General features: G+C 42.6%; 17 protein-coding genes and 1 pseudogene. 8 read left to right on the top strand and 10 right to left on the bottom strand.

The window, feature by feature from the left end:
- Positions 1-15: 15 nt before the first annotated feature.
- From ruvB to I6L24_RS14330, 5 genes are all read right to left on the bottom strand, one after another.
- Positions 16-1,017 (bottom strand): Holliday junction branch migration DNA helicase RuvB, encoded by a 1,002-nt coding sequence (gene ruvB / locus I6L24_RS14350; protein ID WP_148334615.1) that lies wholly within the window; start codon positions 1,015-1,017, stop codon positions 16-18.
- A 225-nt stretch (positions 1,018-1,242) separates the two neighbouring features.
- The gene (ruvA, locus tag I6L24_RS14345) at positions 1,243-1,845 is read right to left on the bottom strand and encodes a Holliday junction branch migration protein RuvA (protein ID WP_005265806.1); all 603 of its coding nucleotides are present in this window, start codon (positions 1,843-1,845) and stop codon (positions 1,243-1,245) included.
- Positions 1,846-1,960: 115 nt separating this feature from the next.
- The gene (locus tag I6L24_RS14340) at positions 1,961-3,301 is read right to left on the bottom strand and encodes a deoxyguanosinetriphosphate triphosphohydrolase (RefSeq protein WP_005103835.1); all 1,341 of its coding nucleotides are present in this window, start codon (positions 3,299-3,301) and stop codon (positions 1,961-1,963) included.
- A 195-nt stretch (positions 3,302-3,496) separates the two neighbouring features.
- Positions 3,497-3,628 (bottom strand): putative transporter small subunit, encoded by a 132-nt coding sequence (locus tag I6L24_RS14335; RefSeq protein ID WP_004645659.1) that lies wholly within the window; start codon positions 3,626-3,628, stop codon positions 3,497-3,499.
- An 11-nt stretch (positions 3,629-3,639) separates the two neighbouring features.
- Complete coding sequence (locus I6L24_RS14330; RefSeq protein WP_004279102.1) at positions 3,640-5,277, bottom strand: sodium:solute symporter family transporter; 1,638 nt, start codon at positions 5,275-5,277, stop codon at positions 3,640-3,642.
- Positions 5,278-6,582: 1,305 nt separating this feature from the next.
- Here I6L24_RS14330 and purL point away from each other — a divergent pair.
- The 4 genes from purL to I6L24_RS16630 all read left to right on the top strand — a co-directional run bounded on the left by purL (position 6,583) and on the right by I6L24_RS16630 (position 11,664).
- Positions 6,583-10,416, top strand: coding sequence for a phosphoribosylformylglycinamidine synthase (gene purL, locus I6L24_RS14325; protein WP_216986223.1), 3,834 nt, complete (start codon positions 6,583-6,585; stop codon positions 10,414-10,416).
- A gap of 304 nt (positions 10,417-10,720) precedes the next feature.
- On the top strand, positions 10,721-10,846 hold the full coding sequence (locus I6L24_RS16780; RefSeq protein ID WP_005103832.1) for a KGW motif small protein: 126 nt from the start codon (positions 10,721-10,723) through the stop codon (positions 10,844-10,846).
- Between the two features lie 78 nt (positions 10,847-10,924).
- Positions 10,925-11,221 (top strand): hypothetical protein, encoded by a 297-nt coding sequence (locus I6L24_RS16635; RefSeq protein WP_077067994.1) that lies wholly within the window; start codon positions 10,925-10,927, stop codon positions 11,219-11,221.
- Positions 11,218-11,664, top strand: a complete 447-nt coding sequence (locus I6L24_RS16630) for an abortive infection family protein (RefSeq protein ID WP_004731718.1) — start codon at positions 11,218-11,220, stop codon at positions 11,662-11,664. Before I6L24_RS16635 ends, I6L24_RS16630 begins: the two co-directional genes overlap by 4 nt.
- Positions 11,665-11,699: 35 nt before the next feature.
- Here the strand turns inward: I6L24_RS16630 and I6L24_RS14315 are convergent, their stop codons facing one another.
- Both I6L24_RS14315 and I6L24_RS14310 read right to left on the bottom strand, forming a co-directional pair.
- Complete coding sequence (locus I6L24_RS14315) at positions 11,700-12,173, bottom strand: hemerythrin domain-containing protein (RefSeq protein ID WP_148334611.1); 474 nt, start codon at positions 12,171-12,173, stop codon at positions 11,700-11,702.
- Positions 12,174-12,822: 649 nt separating this feature from the next.
- Positions 12,823-14,565 (bottom strand): annotated as a pseudogene (locus I6L24_RS14310) (FAD-dependent monooxygenase).
- A 170-nt stretch (positions 14,566-14,735) separates the two neighbouring features.
- On the opposite strand from I6L24_RS14310, the gene I6L24_RS14305 reads away from it, so the two are divergent.
- From I6L24_RS14305 to I6L24_RS14295, 3 genes are all read left to right on the top strand, one after another.
- Positions 14,736-15,617, top strand: coding sequence for a LysR substrate-binding domain-containing protein (locus I6L24_RS14305; protein WP_148334609.1), 882 nt, complete (start codon positions 14,736-14,738; stop codon positions 15,615-15,617).
- Positions 15,618-15,634: 17 nt separating this feature from the next.
- Positions 15,635-15,952 (top strand): YqfO family protein, encoded by a 318-nt coding sequence (locus tag I6L24_RS14300; RefSeq protein ID WP_004279094.1) that lies wholly within the window; start codon positions 15,635-15,637, stop codon positions 15,950-15,952.
- A 140-nt stretch (positions 15,953-16,092) separates the two neighbouring features.
- A complete protein-coding gene (locus I6L24_RS14295) occupies positions 16,093-17,562 on the top strand; it encodes a carotenoid oxygenase family protein (RefSeq protein WP_044112188.1) in 1,470 nt (489 codons plus the stop codon).
- Between the two features lie 225 nt (positions 17,563-17,787).
- Here the strand turns inward: I6L24_RS14295 and I6L24_RS14290 are convergent, their stop codons facing one another.
- Both I6L24_RS14290 and I6L24_RS14285 read right to left on the bottom strand, forming a co-directional pair.
- Positions 17,788-18,582 carry a nitroreductase family protein gene (locus tag I6L24_RS14290; RefSeq protein ID WP_044112187.1) on the bottom strand — a complete coding sequence of 265 codons (795 nt, stop codon included), beginning with the start codon at positions 18,580-18,582 and terminating at the stop codon, positions 17,788-17,790.
- A gap of 73 nt (positions 18,583-18,655) precedes the next feature.
- The gene (locus tag I6L24_RS14285; protein ID WP_148334607.1) at positions 18,656-19,456 is read right to left on the bottom strand and encodes an enoyl-CoA hydratase-related protein; all 801 of its coding nucleotides are present in this window, start codon (positions 19,454-19,456) and stop codon (positions 18,656-18,658) included.
- A 103-nt stretch (positions 19,457-19,559) separates the two neighbouring features.
- Between I6L24_RS14285 and I6L24_RS14280 the strand changes: the two genes are divergently transcribed.
- A complete protein-coding gene (locus I6L24_RS14280) occupies positions 19,560-20,129 on the top strand; it encodes a nicotinate-nicotinamide nucleotide adenylyltransferase (RefSeq protein ID WP_048882461.1) in 570 nt (189 codons plus the stop codon).
- A 5-nt stretch (positions 20,130-20,134) separates the two neighbouring features.
- On the opposite strand, the gene I6L24_RS14275 is transcribed toward I6L24_RS14280, so the two are convergent.
- Complete coding sequence (locus I6L24_RS14275; RefSeq protein WP_071850387.1) at positions 20,135-21,040, bottom strand: LysR family transcriptional regulator ArgP; 906 nt, start codon at positions 21,038-21,040, stop codon at positions 20,135-20,137.
- Positions 21,041-21,081 lie beyond the last annotated feature (41 nt).

The raw sequence follows: 21,081 nt of genomic DNA, 5'->3' as shown, positions 1-21,081 counted from the left end.
CTTTTATCTTATTTATCACTTTGGCTCAGGCGGTGCCATCCCAAACTGCAAATACGCCATATTGGTGGCAATACGACCACGTGCAGTTCGCATTACATAACCTTGCTGAATCAGGTAAGGCTCAATGACATCCTCCAACGTACCAGAATCTTCTGCCATGGCTGCTGCCAAGGCTTCTACGCCAGCAGGACCACCATCAAAACGCTCAAGCAACATTGATAAATAACGGCGGTCGAGTGTATCTAAACCATCTTTATCGACTTTGAGCATGTCCAAAGCACGTTGGGCCATATCCTGATTGATCTCACCGGTACCTTTGACCTGAGCGTAATCACGAACTCGACGCAATAAACGGTTAGCAATACGCGGTGTACCTCGTGAGCGACGGGCAATTTCTTTTGCGCCATCTCCAGTCATAGGTACATCCATCAAATTGGCTGAACGTTTGACAATGTGGGTTAAATCTTCAACCGAATAAAACTCTAAACGTTGCACGATTCCGAAACGGTCACGCAGCGGAGAGGTGAGTAGACCAGCTCGTGTAGTTGCAGCTACCAAGGTAAATGGCGGTAAATCCAGTTTAATCGAACGGGCTGCAGGGCCTTCACCAATCATGATATCGAGTTGATAATCTTCCATCGCCGGATACAGGATTTCTTCAATCACGGGTGAAAGACGGTGAATCTCGTCAATAAACAGGACATCGCCTTCTTCCAGATTGGTTAGCATCGCGGCTAAGTCGCCGGCACGTTCCAGAACCGGACCAGAAGTTGACTTAAGATTGCCACCCATTTCTCGGGCAATAATATTGGCCAACGTTGTTTTACCCAGACCTGGCGGGCCAAAAATCAGGGTGTGATCAAGGGCTTCTTCACGGCCACGGGCTGCGCCAATGAAAATTTCCATCTGCTCACGAACCACCGGCTGACCGATGTAGTCATCGAGGGAAGTCGGGCGGATGGCACGATCAAAATGATCTTCGGGTTTTTCAGAACCACTGATGAGACGGTCTTGCATATCTATTAACTTAATCTCTTTATTGAAGCTGTTTGATGCTGCGGAAACAGCCTCAAATAATGATTTGTGTTTAGTTGCCATTGTGTAGGCGTTGTTTTACTTTTGAAAGATCAAAAGTAACAAAAATCTTTTGTTGAACTGAGGGTGTGTCCTACACCCCAGTTCAACGGGCGACATCCTTGTCGCCATACATTTATCAAATTTGGGTTGATGGTGGACTACGATTTATCTATTCATCGACTTTAATGCAGCGCGGATGATATCACTGGCTTCGGTAAATTCACCTTTGGCAGCATTCACCAGTTTTTGTGCCTCAGCAGGTTTATAACCCAAGGACTGTAATGCAGCTTCCGCTTCAGCCACGGCTGAATTGCCCATAAACTGAATTTGTGGTGCAGTTGAATTACTTGGGGCAGCACCTGAAGCCATGGCTTTAAAGCGGTCACGCAATTCAATCATCAGGCGTTCTGCAGTCTTTTTACCCACTCCCGGAACTTTAACCAGAGTGTTGATATCTTCATGTTCAACGGTATGGATCAGCATTTCCACACTTAAAGTTGAAAGAATACCAAGCGCCATTTTCGGACCTACGCCGTTCACCTTTAATAAGGTACGGAAAATGGTTTTTTCCTGCGCATTGATAAAGCCATAAAGTAACTGGGCATCTTCACGAACAGCCAGATGGGTCCACAGGGTAATTTTCTGGCCTTTTTGCAACTGACAGAAAGTGGTTAAAGGAGTGTCAATCTCATAACCTACGCCGTTTACATTTAATAAAACAGTAGGTGCTTCAAGTGCCAGCACTTCCCCAATCAGGCATCCAATCATTTTTTATATACTCAAATTTAATACAGGCATAGTAGTCAGCATTTTCGATAAAGGCAAAACTCTATCATTCAAAAGCAGTGATTTTGCTGAGATTATCATCAGGCGCTCGTTCACATTAGAGTAACCCGGCTTTATTGCCATGCAGTTCCTGCGCCAGATTATAAGCCTGATGATCGGAGAACTTGGAGACAATATCTAGCACCTGCATAATGTTGTCATAATGATCAGCACTAAACTGCGCACCCGAGCGTTTTAAAATAGCCATTAAACGCTGCTCTTTAAAGCTTAAAGTTTTGTGCGGCGTGGTCAGTGGAATAAAGGCATCCAGAATCGTTTGTAAACTTTGATGCGCGATAATTTCCAGACCGGCTTTTTGCGGATGTTCGAAGATTTTGTCTCTTGCCAGTTCTTTGGCCCGGTTAATGCCAATCTCAATGTCGGCACTACAATAACCCAGCAATGAGCCTTGCAATTGGCCCATCAGAATTTCCTGCTGATGTCGGGCAAAGGCCGTGGTGACTTCATCTACCAGACGTTTCATGACCCGGCCACGTAAGGCGGCAATTTTTTGTTGCCAGGTGGTATTAGGCAGATTGATTTCTTCAGGCGTGCCATATTCTCCCAGCAAGTTCAGGAAAACTGGCTCGACTTCGGCATAGCTGAGCATATTCAGGCTAATGCCATCTTCCAGATCAATCAGGGCATAGCAGATATCATCCGCAGCTTCTAAAAGATAGGTCAGCGGATGACGACAATAATGATATTCACCAAGCTGGATTAGACCTAGCTGTTCAGCAATTTCCTGCAAAATCTCTTTTTCAGACTGGTAACAACCAAATTTTGGACGTCGACTGGCCGGGGTGTTACCAGTCGGGTCAATGGCCTCAGAGAGCCACGGGTATTTAAGATAAGCACCCAGAGTGGCATAGGTCAGGCGCATACCGCCATCATAAGGATGGTAATCAATCTTGGTCAGCAGGCGCAGGCCTTGGGCATTGCCTTCAAACTGGCGTACATCGGCTTCCTGTTCAGGACTCAAATCTTTTAAAAAGTCGGTATGAGAAGCATCGTCAAACCATTCCCGAATGGCGTATTCACCGGCATGACCAAAAGGCGGGTTACCAATATCATGTGCCAGACAGGCGGCCTGAATGATGGCACCGACATCAGCCGGAGAAATCCAGGCAGGTAAATTATCTTTAATTTTCTCTGCAGCCAACATACCGAGTGAACGGCCAATACAGGAGACTTCCAGTGAGTGGGTTAAACGGGTATGAATGCCATCGTGCTGGGTGAGTGGATGGACCTGGGTTTTGCGGTTTAACTGCCGGAAGCTTTGCGAAAAAATAATACGATCATAATCTTTATGAAACGGGCTTCGTGCCAGTTCAGTGCTCTGCTTTTTACTACCAATCCGAACTGTCGAAAGCAGTTCTAACCAACGCATTTGAGTCATTTATCATTATTCAGTGATCCACTATTTGCATCATGCCAAAAAACTAGCTCCTGCACTAGGGCAGTGCGACATGAATTGTCATGCTGCATATGGTTATTTCAGTCAGCTGGAAAAGACTGAGATTAAAAATCGAAATCATCAAATGAACAATAAAAAAGCAGACTCAATGGTCTGCTTTTTGTTTAGGATGAAGAATCAAATTAGCTCTTCGCCATTTTTTTTAGCCTGTTGTGTATCTTTATAGACATTCAGACAAATCGTGAACAAGACTAGGCTTGCCACCAAAGGCCAAAAAAGTACATATAGAGTCAATAATTGACTTGTCATCTGAAATCTCCTTATTTACTTTTCTCAGATAGCTGGTGAAATTCAATCACCATCTTATTGATTTGTTTAAAATCAAATCGTTCTTTACTGTAGACCAGCGTCAACACAGTACATACCAGCGCACTACTGCCATACGCTGTTAGTGAGCTTAACAAGGTGCCGTATTCACGCAGGAAACCGATGGTCCATGGCATGAAGCCTATACTGGCCAATATGCCAACGACCAAACCCACTTTCTTGCCGAAGAAACCAAAGGTCATCAGTCCCAGCACCACACCAATCCCCAGGGTCGCAACGAGTTCAAAGCCAAGTGCGATCAATCCCTGAATCGGAAGCCATTCAAAACGTACTATCAGAAAGCTGAAAAATGCGAGGCCCACTGACCAGTTAAAGGCCCGGGCATTCACCTTGTCCCAATACAGACTAACAATTACAGGGAATACAATAGAGCCCCAAAGCGCACCCACAAAAATCAGCATCGACAAAATGTCAAACTTTAAGGTGGCAATCACAATTCCAAGCATGGTGGCAACGATCATGGTCATACGGCCAATGAATAGCATTTTCTTTGGATCAGGGCTGTTTTTCGCAATCTGTTTGCCATAAATGTCCGTCATGACAATCGCAGACAGGGCAGACAGATCCGAGTCAGCGGTAGAAGACAGGGCTCCAATCACCATGATGAATAACAGCGCGACCATAAATGGAGAAAGATAAGTCGCTGCCATTTGCGGAATCAGGTTATTCAGGTTGCCATCAATGGGCTGAATACCTGCAAATAGTGCCAATAACCCCAGCATGCCTAGACCAATAACAATTGCAGCATAACCAATGGTTGCAGTGATAAAACTCGGTTTGATCAGGTCTTCACGGACTGCAAACAGGCGCTGGGCAATGGTCTGATTACCAATCGCGTAGGCCAATACGGCAACAAAAAATGGTGCACCTTGTTCCAGAAAGGCTGTTTTAGAGAAAAAATCCAGCTGTTCCGGCTGCAGATGATGAATCCCGCTTTGAAACAGGGATGGCCCACCTAGGGTAAAGAATAAGGTTGGAATAATAATCACAGCCGCGACAATCATCGCCACCAGTTGACCAAAATCGGTAAACACCGAAGAACGGAAGCCAGACCAGAGGGTATAGGACAGCACACCGATACCGGTAATCAGCACGCCATGGATAAAGCTTAAAGGAGATAAAATCTCAACCAGTGCCCCAGCGGCGGTAAAGTTCACCATCAGGCTGATCACGCTGCCCACAATATTGGAACCTGCCAGAATCATCTGGCTTTGGTTACCATGCCGGGCATGCATGATTTCTGCCAGAGTATGTGCATTAGGCGCCAGTTCACGAAAGCGCTTGCCAAAGGGATAGATAAATAAAATCATCAGCGCACCCCACAAACCATAGTGTAGGGCACCGGAAACGCCGTATGTATATCCGGATGAAGCTGCTGCATAAAACGAGGCGGCCCAGATCCAGGTGGCGGTCATACTGGCCGCAGACATTCCAAATCCGATGGAGCCATTCGAGACCATGTAGCCATCAACATTTTCATTTTTCTGTTTAATACGTAACGATAGTAAAAAAGTGATGCCATAGAAAAGCACCATCAATAGTACAGTTGCTGTACTAGTGAATTGAAACATACATACTCCTTAAGCGGGTCACCTTTTGTTTTTGAAAATTAAATCATTGGTGACAGATTAAGGCTCTAAAATAGACAGAGCAGTGAAGCTATAGAACATCAAAAAATTAGTGTCCGAATATAGAATTTATATTCATCTCTACAGCAGAAAGGAAAAACCATTGCCAGGCTCAGAATTTGGACAATTCCTCAGCAATTCGGCTAGAGCTTAACATAAAATCATCAAATTTACTGATGAAGTGTCTATTTGGTAAGATTCTTAGCTGATATAGACGTGTGGGCCTGTTATTCTGTTAGTTGAATAAAAAAGAAAATTTTCTATATTTTTTCAGCAATTACAAATATTTATTTTAAACTTTTCGAGTTAAATAAAACCTGAGAATACGGATTAAATAAAAAAGGTAACAAAATTTTATTATTAATCATTTCTTCATTATTTTTTTATATAAGCCTCATAATTCCTGGTAAATTTCCTCATAAATATAAGTGGTATTTTGCTATTTATATTGTGTTTTTTACGCATAATAGAGCTCATGAATAAATGATGAAATTTCAAAATATTGGATATGGTGGGGGATTTTGTCGATATATTTTTTGGTCTTTTAGATGAGTAAATTTCGCTTAATTATGATCTGAGAAGATAAAAATCAAATATAAAAAAATAAAAGGCCCAAATAAGAAACTTTATTTTTATTCTTTTAGAAGTTGAGAATGGATGTCCGGTTTTTCCCCCGCAGATGATGTCAGATTAAAATACCACTCAGTATTAATTATTCTTTCATAGAGGGGAGTAATTTGCCTCTGTTACTGTAATGGCGGAGATCAGCGGAGAACTGTTCCTTGTAGTACAGAAAACGGCAGAAGACCTTTAACCAGTTTTCTAATCTTAGAAGTCAAAGTTAAGAGTCAATCAAAAGAATCAAAAACAGTCTGCAAAAAATACGACTTCATTAAATCTTGTAATCAAGTATTTCATTTTGGCCTAAATCGGAGTTTTGGCAGGTCATGACAATAAAACCTGAATTTGATTTTGTCCCGATTGTTGTTGAAAAATAATACAATTTTTATGCAGAAAATTATTCTGAAGCGGTTTTGATTTTTCTTGAAAAAAATGTGTTAACCTGTGCGACTACATTCAATTTTCCTGACTGAAAATAAACGAAATATTTTAAAAGTCCAGGATATTTCAGACGTAGTTTTCTGATTTGGCATCTAGCCGATTTCCTTATTTCACAGTAGAATATGCGCTCTCTCAAGTCACATTGTGGCATGGTTGTTCAGACCATCCCGTGGAGCCAAAATCAGCATGTTTATCGTTGCCGGTGCACCCGCACATTCTTCTTTTAAGAAAACTCAACTATTATCGCGTTTGACGTCAATTAGTTCTGTTCAATCAATTGAAAGTCAATGGGTCTACCTCTTTGACCAAGCGCTCAGCGAGCAACAACAGCAATCAGCTTTACAGCTTCTCAACGATGGTCAATCTTTTGAATTGCACCAGGCTGCAAGTGATGAAATCCAGATTTTAGTCACACCGCGCGTCGGAACCATCTCTCCTTGGTCCTCTAAAGCGACGGACATTTTCAAAAACTGTAATACGCCGGTTCATCGACTTGAACGCGGCGTTTTATTTACTTTGAAGGGCGTAAAAGAGCTTTCTAAAGAAGCATTGCAAGTACTTCACGACCGTATGACCGAAAGCGTATTCAATGCGATTGAAGATGCTGCGGTATTATTTGTGGAAACTGCGCCAAAACCACTGAACTCGATTGATATTCTGGGTAAAGGTAAAGAAGCACTGGTAAAAGCCAATAATGAATTTGGTTTTGCATTATCAATGGACGAAATTGACTACCTGACTGAGGCTTTCATCAAGCTGGGTCGTAATCCGAATGACATCGAACTGATGATGTTTGCGCAAGCTAACTCTGAGCATTGCCGTCATAAAATCTTCGGTTCAGAATGGACGATTGATGGTGAAGTTCAGCCATTATCATTGTTCCAGATGATCAAGAACACCTATAAAGAATCACCAACAGATGTATTGTCAGCTTATAAAGACAACGCTTCGGTGATTGTTGGTTCGGATACCCAGCGTTTTTATCCAACGCAAGAAGACAACGGCCATCAGGTTTATAAATACAAGAGTCAAGCTGCTCACATCCTGATGAAAGTGGAAACTCATAACCACCCAACTGCGATTGCGCCATTTGCCGGTGCAGCGACAGGTTCAGGCGGTGAAATCCGTGATGAAGGTGCGACCGGTCGTGGTGGTAAGCCTAAAGCAGGTTTAACCGGCTTTACCGTATCTAACCTGAATATTCCGGGCTTTGAACAGCCTTGGGAAGAAAACTACGGCAAGCCATCGCGTATGGCATCACCGTTACAAATCATGATTGAAGGCCCATTGGGTGGCGCTGCATTCAATAACGAATTTGGTCGTCCAGCTTTAAACGGTTACTTCCGTACTTTTGAACAAAACGTCAATGGCGATGTTAAAGGTTTCCATAAGCCAATCATGATCGCGGGTGGTTACGGAAATATCCGTCCAGATCACGTTGAAAAAGATCCGATCTTACCGGGCGACTTGTTGATCGTACTCGGTGGTCCAGCCATGCTGATCGGTCTTGGCGGTGGTGCTGCATCTTCTGTAGATAGCGGTAAATTGGGCGAAAACCTAGATTTTGCTTCGGTACAACGTGAAAACCCGGAAATGGAACGCCGTTGTCAAGAAGTGATCGATACTTGCTGGCGCATGGAAGACCATAACCCAATTGTGTCGGTGCATGATGTAGGCGCGGGTGGTGTATCAAATGCCATGCCTGAACTGGTGAATGATCATGAGTTAGGTGCAGTGCTGGATCTTCGTAAGATTCCATCTTTAGAACCTGGCATGTCGCCAATGGAGATCTGGTCAAACGAAGCGCAAGAACGTTATGTATTGGCGATTCGCCCATCTTCTTTAGAATTATTTGAGTCAATTTGTGCGCGTGAACGTTGTCCGTTTGCAGTACTGGGTGAGGCGACTGAAGCACGTCACTTAACCGTTGAAGATCCATTGTTCGGCAACAAACCGGTGGATATGCCAATGCAGGTGATGCTTGGTGGTACGCCACGTATGAGCCGTACCTATGAAACGATTGAACGCAAAGGCGATGACTTTGATGCGGCTAAAGTCACCGATTTAAAAGATGCGATTTATCGCGTTCTTAAAAACCCGACTGTTGCTTCTAAATCGTTCCTGATCAGTATTGGTGACCGTTCGATTACCGGTATGGTCGCGCGTGATCAGATGGTAGGTCGCTGGCAGGTTCCTGTCGCGGATGCTGCTGTGACTACAACAAGCCTTGTCGGTTACACCGGTGAAGCGATGGCAATGGGTGAACGTCCTCCAGTAGCCTTGTTGAATCCTGCTGCTTCTGCACGTTTATCGGTGGCTGAATCGATCTCGAACATCATGTCTGCGAAGATTGAAAAAATCAGCGACATCAAATTGTCTGCAAACTGGATGGCTGCTGCGGGTCAACCGGGCGAAGATCAGGCATTGTTCGAAGGCGTGAAAGCCATCGGTATGGAAATGTGTCCTGCACTGGGTATCGCGATTCCAGTCGGTAAAGACTCATTGTCTATGCGTACCACCTGGAATGATGAAGGTGAAGACAAGTCTGTGACTTCTCCAATGTCGGGCGTGATCACTGCATTTGCGCCAGTGACTGATGTGCGTCAAACATTGACTCCTGAACTGAAAGATATTGAATCTATATTGGTTCGTATTGATCTGTCTAAAGGTCAGTTCCGTCTAGGTGGTTCGATCCTGGCGCAGGTGTATAAAGCAATCGGTTCTGTGACGCCGGATATTGATAGCTTTGATGACTTTAAAGCATTCTTTGCATTGGTTCAAGACTGGAACAACCGCGGTTTGATCAAGGCGTATCACGACATCGGTGACGGTGGTTTATTGGCGACTGTTGCAGAAATGATGTTCGCTTCACGTTTAGGTGTGGCATTAGAAGATCAATCAACTGCAAGTTTATTTGCTGAAGAAATCGGTGCAGTTCTGCAAATTGCCAAAGCAGACTGGGAAGATCTACAAGCTGAAGTTGCAGCATCTACGCTTAAAGATGCAATTGCAGTGGTGGGTACTGTAAATAATTCTGACCAATTGTCTGTAAATGGTCTGGTACTTGAACGTGCTGATCTGCAAGTGGCATGGACTGAAGTTTCTCATCAAATCCAGCGCCTGCGTGACAACGTACAAACTGCGGATCAAGAATTTGCCTTAATTACCGATAAAGCACACAAAGGTATTATTGCCCAACCAACATTCGACTTGAATGAAGCGATTGAAGCACCGTTCATTAACTTGCGTCGTCCAAATATGGCAATTCTGCGTGAGCAGGGTGTCAATGGTCATATTGAAATGGCGGCAGCTTTCGACAAAGTGGGCTTCAATACCGTTGACGTACATATGAGTGACTTGCTGGCAGGTCGTATCAGCCTGGATGATTTTGAAGGCTTGGTAACTTGTGGTGGCTTCTCGTATGGTGACGTGATGGGTGCTGGTGGCGGCTGGGCGAAATCAGTATTGTTCAATGCTAAATTGCGTGACCAGTTTGAGAAATTCTTTAACCGTCAAGAAACCTTCTCGCTCGGTATCTGTAATGGTTGTCAAATGTTGTCGCAATTGGCTCCATTAATTCCGGGTGCGGATGCTTGGCCACGTTTCCATCGCAATACGTCTGAAGTATTTGAAGCGCGTGCAGTGAACGTTCGTGTGGAAAAATCGAATTCAGTCTTGTTGCAAGACATGCAAGGTTCGATTCTGCCGATCGCTGTGGCGCATGGTGAAGGTCGTGCCGTTGCAACGGCGGAAAACTTTGCTGCATTGAATGCATCGAATCAGGTGGTTCTACGTTATGTAGATAGCCATGGCAATGCAACTGAACAATATCCATTGAACCCGAACGGTTCACCAGAAGGTATTACCGGTGTAACGTCTCAGGATGGCCGTGCAACGATTATGATGCCGCACCCTGAACGTAACTTCCGCGCGATCCAGCATTCATGGAAACCAGAAGACTGGGATCAGGATGGTGCTTGGTTACGTATGTTCCGTAATGCACGTAAATTTATTGGTTAATTCACTTTAGCTTGAAAAAGGGTTGCGTAAGCAGCCCTTTTTTATTGCAAAAATTACCGGAATAGCGGCAAAACTGGAAAATCTTTCAGCTTTTGTTTAAACTAGCTTCATCAATTGCCACCTTTAGGTGGCTTTTTGTTTTTTAATTTTTTTAATTTTCTTTCTCCCTACGGACTTGGTTTAGATTTTGCTTTCATATTGTATATAAAGTGCTATGGTATGTTTTATGCACAACTTTATTGCACTATAAAAGAAAGATGTAATAGATCGGTTCAGTATCAATTCTCAAAGATGAGGTGATGACATGGCTAAGACACTCAGAATAATGGATAAGGCAGCAATGCGTCAGAAAGGTTGGTGGTTATTTGGTTTTGTTGTTGGTTTACAGATGCTGTTTTTGGTAGGTAGTTATTTGCTACAGGGTTCTTGATCATCAGATTTTAAAAAGCCACCGAAAGGTGGTTTTTATCTATACAATAAAAAGAATGATGACAACTTTATAAAAACTATGGATCAAGTCGAAAAATTAGAATTAATCCAAAATATTTTGCTTGCAAGAGCAACACATAAGTATCAAGAAAGTGATGATAAACAATATCAGCAATTAAGAAATGAGATGCTTAATTCAACAAGCCAAAACTATTTACCTTCTATGGTAAAAACCTCTAGAAATCTTGATCAATTTTGGCAATTTATAAAGTTGAAATCTGATAATTACAGTGATAGAAGAACTTTTATATATACGGAGTTTCAGCCTCATTTGAGTTTTTTGAAAAATCAAATATTGCACCTTTGGATAAGGTGATTAAGGATACTATTCTAAAATTAGACTCTAATTATATTCAGACAACGTGGGATAAAGCACTTGAACGTAGAATAGATGATCCACAAGGTGCAATCACACTTGCTCGAACTCTTTTAGAGTCAACGTGTAAACATATTCTTGATGAGTTAGAAATTGATTATGGAAATAATCTAGACATTAATCAATTATATAGGGTAGTTAGTAAAGAATTAAGTTTGTCACAATCACAGCATACAGAACAAGTTTTCAAACAAATTCTAGGTGGTTGTAGTGCGATTGTTGAAGGTATCGGCGCATTGAGAAATAAAGTCGGTGATGCTCATGGACAAGGTAAGGTTAATTTTAAACCTGCTTCAAGACATGCTGAATTGGCTGTGAATTTAGCAGGAACCATGGCAGGATTTTTATTTTCTACTTGGGAAATAAAAAAAGAAAAGATATAAAAAGACTACCCTAGGATAGCCTTTTTTATATTTACTTAAACACGGCTATACATGGTACAGAGCTCTTTTTCTTCACGCTCAATACGTTGCACCAATGCAGAACCAATCGCTTCATATTCTTCTTTAAATTCAGCAGCAGATGCACGGTTTACCCCAAAATCCATCCAGTGATCTATAAACTTAATCACAGTCCGCTCAATGACACGCATTTCCTTTCTAAACTGACGTAGAGATAAAAATGCCTGGCTTTGTTCTTTTAAGCCTTGTTCCAAGTAACCATAAAACTTGATATTTTCAGCATCTAAATGCGCTTTAAAATCTTGTTTAAATTGAGCTAATTGATCAGACAGTAAATTATATTCCTGTAGATATAAAGAATTGCCAATGTTGCCGTACAGACTCAGAAGTTGTTGGTGATCTAGTTCCAAATGTTTAATCAGATTCGGATAAAAAGGAATACCTACTACATTATGTTTAGAGGTGGTATCAATCGAGTGACGATTACCCAAAACTAGCGCCGTTTCATTTTGTGGATTGTCCGCTTTGGATGGGTTGAATCCATTGAAAAGTGATGAAAATAACTGTTTTAACCAATTAAATAATATTGGGGGAAATCCTGAATTTAGATTTTATTTTCAAATCAAGATCATCCATTCTTTTGATTTGAAAACATAAAATTTTTGCGTTTAAGTGTTTCAGGCCGGAATGTCATTGGCATTGCATTCGCGGTATCAATGAGAGGATCAAAAGTTGAAGTTAAGTTTTCGACCATTCCTAAAGCCGTCGAATAACTGGGAGAGATTTGCCATGACATGTGCTTACTTCACAACGAACATTATCTTGCTGGCTGAGTGCGGGAGAATTTGAACCACAGATCAGCAAAATGAATATGTATTAGCTATGCAAGGCAGAACAGTATGCTTAAACCTGAATGAGGTGAATTACACAGTATTAGTGTGAAATTTATCACAAAATCAATTGTATATGTGCATTGGTGTTGGAAGGAATCGTTGCGATTAAATAAGTTTTAATCAATCAGGGCGTTTAGGAAAGAAATTTTAGAACAAAGTGGCTTCAAGAAAAGCTGAGAGTCAGTATAGGTTATTATGTTAAAAGTATAAAAAACCACCCGAAGGTGGTCTTTTTAAAACTTATTCATTAAATAACAAGCTGAACCTGTTTGAGTACTGCTTTCAGCGTATTTTCATAATCAAAAGCATTATTGGTACTGTCCTGATAACGCCAAGCCACATAACCATCCGGACGAACCAGCACTGCGCCAGATTCATGGATTTCAGATTTGCTGTTCCAAGTGCCATACACATCACGGTAGTCACGAGAACCGATCTGAATCACATCTAGATAAGGTAAGTTCAGTACTTCAACAGCCTGTTTCCAGCCTTTGCCAGATAAACCTGTGAGCAGGGTAAAACGACCTTTACCGGTAATATCTAAAGTTGACTGCTTTTGACCTTTGGTATTGATCAGCCAGGTATGCGGAACTTTAGCACCCGGGCGAGTCGTTGCCTGTAAATAAAGCTGTTGATCTCGCTCAAATCTTTCAGGCTCAGATTCGCTAATCACTGCATTGGAGCTATATCGCTGGTTCAGCTCTACACCTTGTGCATTAAATTCGAAGTTTTTAATTTCCAAAGCTTCAAACAGCTTTTTGCGGATTTCAGCACCTTGCTCATCTTCCGAAAAAATACGTTCCAGCATTTGTTTTTGTGTAGTCACACCATTGTCAAAACCAAAGACTTCTTTCAGGTATTTATAATCAAAACGTGATTGATTCGCTCGCGCCACAATTTGCTTGCCGACCGGTGCACGCTCAGTCGTATAGGAATCCAGCAGGGAAGGTGCAGCCCAGCCTTTTACCGCGTATGCTAGTTTCCATCCTAGGTTAAAGGCATCCTGCATGCAGGTATTTGAACCTAGGCCACTCGATGGTGGATGACGGTGTACTGCATCACCACCGCAGAATACGCGACCTTTAGAATATTCAGTTGCCCAGGTCTGGTTCACATACCAGTACGACAATTTCTGGATTTCGACTTCTTCAACTTTCGCACCGACAAAGGCATTCAGGCGGGCACGTACCTGTTCTTCAGTCACTTGTGGTTCGCCTTTGGAAATGTCAAAGCCCCAACCCATAATCCATTCATGCCATGGCGTAATGGCACGTAACAGACCCATACCAAGGTCGCCAAAGCTGGCTGCGGGATTGACGATCCATTGCAGAATCGCAGGGCGGTGCTGCACGTATTGAGAAAGATCAGCTTTAAAGGTCACATAGACTGTACCGGCACGTGCCATCACACCTTCAAGAGGTAAATCAAGCTGTTCTAGCACACGAGATTTTGCCCCATCCATTCCCACCAGATATTTAGCTCTTAAACTAAATTCAGTATTGGTAATCCGGTTGAGGAAAGTGGCTGTCACGCCATCTTCGTCCTGCGCATGCGATAAATATTCGGTATTAAAGTTATAAATCGCACCACGTTCACCAGCATTTTTGACCAGCAGGGCTTCCATTTTGGGCTGAATCAGATCGACAAATGGACAGGGACTGCCTTTAATGTAATCCCCATGACGTTCATCACCGGTACCCTAGGCACTCATGCGGGCGATTTCTTCGCCGACCAGACTGGTGGTAATCAGGCTTTCACCCATCTGCTCCCAAGGTGTAGCGATCTCTTTAACCTGTTCTTCAATACCTAAATCACGTAAGACTTCCATGGCACGCTGATTGGTAATATGCGCACGTGGACTATTGGCCAGCCAGCTAAACTGGGTAAACAGTTGTACCTTGATACCATAATTGGCCAAGGCCAGACCTAATGTTGAACCTGCAGGACCGGTACCAATGATCAGAACATCAGTGTCATAGTGTTGTGTCATACAAGACTCCATGTGTATAGGTGAAGAACAAGCTATCTATATGGTCAGGCAGTCTAGTAAAACAGAATCTGTTGATATAGCGATATTCATATAAACTATCGACCTATTCTTATTTGCAATACGTGGGTCATAATTTTAAGATGCTGACCTGATCAGAAACCGGGCAGGCTATGGAACTTCGACATTTACGCTATTTTATCACCGTGGCGCAGCAACAAAGTTTTACCAAGGCCGCCGAAAAGCTGTTTACTGCGCAGCCGTCATTAAGCCAGCAAATTAAGGATCTGGAACAGGAAGTAGGCGTTGTCCTGTTTGATCGTTCATCGAGAAAAGTCAAACTCACCGATGAAGGGCGGGCTTTTCAGATCTATGCCGAAAAAGCACTGGAAAATGCCAAGTTGGCAGTGGCAGCAGCACGCCAGGTCGCACAGCAGAAAAATAACCAGATTCATATTGGCTTTCTGAATGTTGCAGAAATCAAAGTGATGCCGCAGATTCTGGCACAGCTTAAAAAAACCATGCCGGACTTGAAAATCCATCTGCATAGCTTGACCTGTATGGAACAGATTCAGCGGCTAAAAAATGCTGAACTGGATTTATGTATTACCCGTTTTCATCTGGATCATCCCGATTTTGACAATATTCATTTATTAACCGAGCAAACTTATCTGGTTGCTGCTCAGCATTTACATCCTACAGATCGAATCCTGAAATTACAGGAACTGAAAAATCACAATATGATTATGTGCGAGCAGAATGCTTCGCCCGTATTTTATGAAAAGCTGGATAAACTGCTTTGTATTGATCAGTTCGAACATGAACAGCTGTTGTGGGTGACCAATGTCTTGCAACACATTAATCTGACCAATATGGGCATGGGCTTTAGTTTTGCGCCCGAATATTTACTGCGTTTTTTGAATGAGCATGTGAAAATTATCCAGACTGATCAGGCACTGCCAAAACTGGGCTTGTATGCAACATTTAACAAGAATTCCCAAAATCCTGCATTGAAGATGATTGTCCAAGCCCTTAATAATACGGCAAGTAGCTGAATTTCAGGAAGGAATATATGTTAAAGCTGATTTATTACGTGCCCGATGAAAACCTGGAAGACACCAAGAATGCGATATTTGCAGCAGGAGCGGGCGGTATTGGTGAGTATACGAATTGTGCCTGGCAGGTTTTAGGAACCGGACAGTTTAAACCGCAGGAAGGTGCAGATCCTCATATTGGTGAAGTGGGAAAATTGGAACAGGTGGAAGAATGGCGGGTAGAAATTCTGGTGCCTGATGAAAAGGCAGTCGATGTGGCCAAGGCTCTGAAAGAAAGTCATCCTTATGAAGAGCCAGCTTTTGAGTTTATTCAGCTTCTGGATATCAAAGTCTAAAATTATATAATTGATGCTCTGCTGCGGCGCGTTTGATTTAGCGCGCCGTTAATCTAGATTAAGAAACCAGCCGATCTGCTTTTGTTATTATCATTTCTGCCAGAATAATCCAAAGAAAAAATACAATAAGGAAAATAACAATGCCGTGGCCAAAACCGCTGAGCAGCGTGCTTAAGAATACCCTCAGCAAATCTATCCAGTACGGTACAGAAATCCTGCATCAGCACATTCCATATTCACCGGACAATCCCTATCTGGAAGGTATATTTGCACCAGAGCGGCAGGAACACTTTTCCACAAATTTAAAGGTTGAAGGGCAGATTCCTGCAGAACTGGATGGTGCACTAATGCGGATTGGCCCAAATCCAATTCTGGTCAAAAATCCCAGAAATTATCATTGGTTCACTGGCGATGGCATGATTCATGCCTTGAAACTGAAAGGCGGTAAGGCACATTGGTATAAGAGCAGCTACGTCGGAGCTGCCAGCGTGCAGAAGAAACTTCACCGACCACTGATTCCAGGCAAAACACGAGGTGTTGCTGATGCCGTGAATACCAATATTATTAACTTTGCCGGAAAAATCTGGGCTTTAGTTGAAGCGGGTGCTTATCCAGTTGAAGTCAATAGTAAGCTGGAATCCGAACGACATCATCTTTTTGAAAATGAAGAGGATTTGCCATTCACAGCTCATCCGCATGTTGATCCCGAAACAGGGGATATTCATGCAGTTTGCTATGATGCCTTGAGCCAAAATAAAGTTTTTTATCTGCATATAGATTCGCACGGTAAATTGAAACACCAGGTCGAGATTCCAGTGAAACATGGACCGATGATTCATGATTGTGCCATTACCAAATCTCAGGTGCTGATTATGGATCTGAATGTGAATTTCTCGGTTCGCAGTGCTTTAAAAGGTTCAATGCTGCCTTATCAATGGAATCCAAAACGGCAGGCACGTATAGGTGTATTACCTTTTGGTGGCAAAGTCACTGACATGCGCTGGTATGAGATTGATGCCTGTTTTATTTTTTATACCGTGAATGCCTATGATCTGAATACTGGCGATATAGTGATGGATGCGGTAGTGCACTCCAAAGCATTGATCCGTTCAATTCAGGGACCGATCGAAGATCAGGATATACGACTAGAGCGCTTTATTTTTGAACAAGGAACGGGAAAAGTGACACGTACTGTATTATCAAATATCAAGCAGGAATTTCCACGGATTAATGAAGCATTTATTGGACGACAGTATCGTTATATCTATAGTATTTCTTTTGGTGAATTTGATGATCCTTCCCATGTCAGCAGCAATACAGTGATGTGTTTTAATTTAAGAACCAGAACCACAGAAAGCTATTCCTTTGGAGAAAACTGGGTCACTGGTGAGGCAGTCTTTGTCGCATGGGAAGATGCTCAGGCTGAAAATGATGGCTGGCTAATGTCTTATATCCATGCTTTAGATTGTAGCCCCTCGAAAGTTGTCATTCTAGATGCCCAGCATATTACAGAAGGACCCATTGCAACGATTCATTTACCAGTTCAGGTGCCGGTCGGATTTCATTGTAACTGGATTGATTATCGGAAATTAAGAGCAAACTATTCTTAAATTAATAAGGTAGGAATTTCAAAAATTCTCGTAGTTATTAAGATGGCACACCCTCATAAAGTGTGAGAAGTTGTAATATTCGTTCATAGGCTGATGTTACTTTGAGAGATCAAAGTAACCAAAATCTTTTGTTAGGCAGAAGATTCATCCCTGAATCTCTGCCTAACGGCGACATCCATGTCGCCAATCATCTAGCAGATAAAAGATTTAAATTTTAAATGCTATTTAAACCTTTTGAATGAATAACTCACGGTCAAAACGGTACTGGGGGAAGAATACCCCATCTTTAGCACGTTCACCTGCACCAATCACCATGACCGGATACTGCTTGTCATTTAATTCCAGAATTTCACGAACCATGGGCTCATCGAAGCCTTCCATCATACAGCTATCAAAACCATAAGCGCGTAAAGCTAAAACCAGATTTTCACAAGCCAGCGCCGTGGTTTTAGTCGCCCATAGTTTTGCATCAGCGGGGCTGAAAGCAGAAACCGGCATCTGCTTATCCAGAGTACGGGCTACTTTGAAAGCGACTTTCTTAAAGTTACCAAAGGCATTCAGATAACCTGTCTTGTAGTTATAGGGAATGTACTTATAGTACTTTTTGATTGCTGGAGGCGCCTCAGGAAATGGAAACTCACTAATATTCAGTTTCGCCATTTCATCAATGCGGTCAGTACGTGCAATACAAACAATCAGTTCAGAAGCCGTTTTAGCGGCCAGTTGGCTCATGCAGGCTTTCACCAGATGCTTTTTCTTGGATGGGTTCTGCACCACATAAAATGTCCATGGCTGCAGATTTGATGAATTTGGTGCCAGTAGTGCCAGATCCAGACAGGCATCCAGTACCTCAGCAGGGATTGGTTTTTTGGTAAATTTACGCACTGAACGGCGGCTTTCAATGACCTTACGGAAATTCTCTACATCAATATCCTGTGGTGCCGGCTCGTAATAACGCTTCTTGTCAGGATTTGAACTATCAGTTGTTTGAGAAGTCGTTTGGGAGTTTTCATTTGTCATAAGCTGGGTTCTTTCAAAAATATAAAAGATTGAGGCAGTCTAAACTGCCTCAATTAAAAGATAAGTTTCAGAATTAGTTGAATTGTGTGAAATCAGATTTCCGTTTTTGCATAAAGGCTTGAACCGCTTCCAGCATTTCTGGTGAGCCGACACGCTGCATGAAAATCTCTGCTTCATGGTCAATCCATTCCACAATTTCATTCACATTGTGTTTCATCAAGGCTTTGGATTGCACCAGTGATGCCAATGGCAGGGCAGAGAGTTGGGTAGCTTGTGCTGCTGCTTTGGTGTAAACATCTTCTTCAATGCTATTTACCAGACCTGCGTCGAGTGCTTTTTCGCTATTGAATTTTTGCGCAGTCAGCAATAATTCGGCCGCTTTATGATAACCCGCTTGCTGAATCAACAGCTTGCTTGAAGCGCCTTCAGGCGATAGACCCAGACTGACAAATGGAATCTGGAACAAGGCAGTATTGTCACTATAGACCAGATCACAATGCAATAAGATCGTCACGCCAATGCCGATCGCAACACCACGCACCGCAGCAATCAAAGGCTTGGAAAATTTTGCAGCAGATTTGAGTAAAACAAACGGCGGGCCTTCAGCAGCGGGTGCCTGACCTTTCTTCGCAGCAGATTTCATAAAATCCTGCATATCATTGCCCGCACTAAAGTCTGTGTCCTGACCACGCAATACAACTACACGAACTTCAGGTGCCTGATCAGCTTCATCTAAAGCTTTCGCAATCCAGAGATACAGTTCGCTATATAACGCATTTTTCGCCTCCGGGCGATTGATGGCCAAAGTAAGTACACCATGTTCTAAATTCGCATTCAAATGCTCATGAGGTTGTTGAATACAGCTCAGTGTCATCGTACTATCCTTGCTTTAAAACTTAATTTGATTTTATGGGAATGATTATGTCGCATATTTATTGGGACAGCACAACTCATGAGTCATAAAAAACTGATCCCTTATGAACTATACATTTGATTATCTGGTTTTCATTGGCCGCTTTCAGCCTTTTCATCTGGCACACATGCAAACGATTAACATTGCCCTGCAGCACAGTCAGAATGTGATTTTGGCTCTTGGTTCTGCACAAAATGAACGTAATATCAAGAATCCATTTTTGGCTTCGGAGCGTGAAGCCATGATCCTGTCAAATTTTAGTCCAGAAGATCGGGCTCGGATCAAATTTGTAGAAGTCATAGATGTTTATAATGATGAAAAATGGCAAAAACTGGTGAAATCGCTGGTGAACCAGGTTATTGAACCGGATGCCAAAGTCGGGCTGATTGGGCACTTTAAAGATGATTCTTCTTATTATTTAAAGTTTTTCCCAGAATGGGAAATGGTCGAACTTGACAGTCTTGAAGATGCCTTATCCGCCACGCCGATGCGTGAAGCTTATTATCGTGGCGAAATTCAACGGGATAAATTTCCACAAGGCACAATTGATTTTCTAGAGAATTTCCAAAAAACCACGACCTATCAGCAACTCAGTGAAAAATTTGCCCAGAATGATAAAACCAATCTAGTTTAAAAGTATCAGGTTGTTATGGGTTGATTCATGGTAGTTTGAGCATGCTGTTTCAAACATTCGCCTAAAATTTCCAGGGCAGACGACTGTTCTTTCCAGTGATGCCAATACAAGGGTACTTCAATTCGCATCTCACTCGAAAGTTCAAGCAGTTCACCTGACTCCAGCAAATCCCTGGTTTGATAGTCCGGCAGCCAGCCATATCCTAGACCCATGACAATCGCATCAAAAAACGCATGGGTCGATGGAATAAAGAAATGAGGATATTGAGCAAGGTTCAGGCCAAATTCGTGCTGAATAAATTGGGTATGGAGTTGGTCTTTTTCATTAAAAATAATGGCAGGGGCAAGGCGTAGCGCATCCCGATGTACCCCTTGATGAAACCAGTTTCGGGAAAAGTCAGGGGTGGCGACCAGACGATACTGCATCTGTCCGATCAACTCAGCCCGGCAACCTTTCATTGCCTTGGCTTCAGTACTCAAACAGGCATTGACGAGACCTGCTTCTAACAGATGATGAGTCTGTGATTGATCATCTACCTGAAAATGCAGCACAATTTTATGCTGGATCAGCTGGGTTTGTAAGGTTGGTAATAGCCAGGTCGCGAGTGAATCAGCATTGGTGGCAATATTCAGGCAGTAGAAACCTTCATGTTGCAGCTGTCCACCCAGATCCTGCATCAGATTCTGTTCTAGCAAACGTTGATGCTGTAAATAATGCAATAAAGTTTGTCCTGATTGGGTCACGCGGCAAGGCCGATCTCTCACCAGAAGCAATTGTCCCAATTTTTTTTCCAGACTTTGAACACGAAGGGTCACTGCCGAGGCAGTAATATTTAGCTGCTCGGCAGCCAGATCGAAACTTCCCGTTTTTGCAACTGCGTAAAAAGCATCACATTGTTTCGCATTCAGCATATCTGTTATCTAAAAATAATTTAGTTAAATTGATATTAACT

Origin of the sequence: Acinetobacter lwoffii (assembly GCF_019048525.1) — a bacterium.
Classification (GTDB): Bacteria; Pseudomonadota; Gammaproteobacteria; order Pseudomonadales; family Moraxellaceae; genus Acinetobacter; species Acinetobacter lwoffii_K.
Note: the sequence above shows the minus strand (reverse complement) of the source record. Positions and strands in the feature narration are given on the sequence as shown.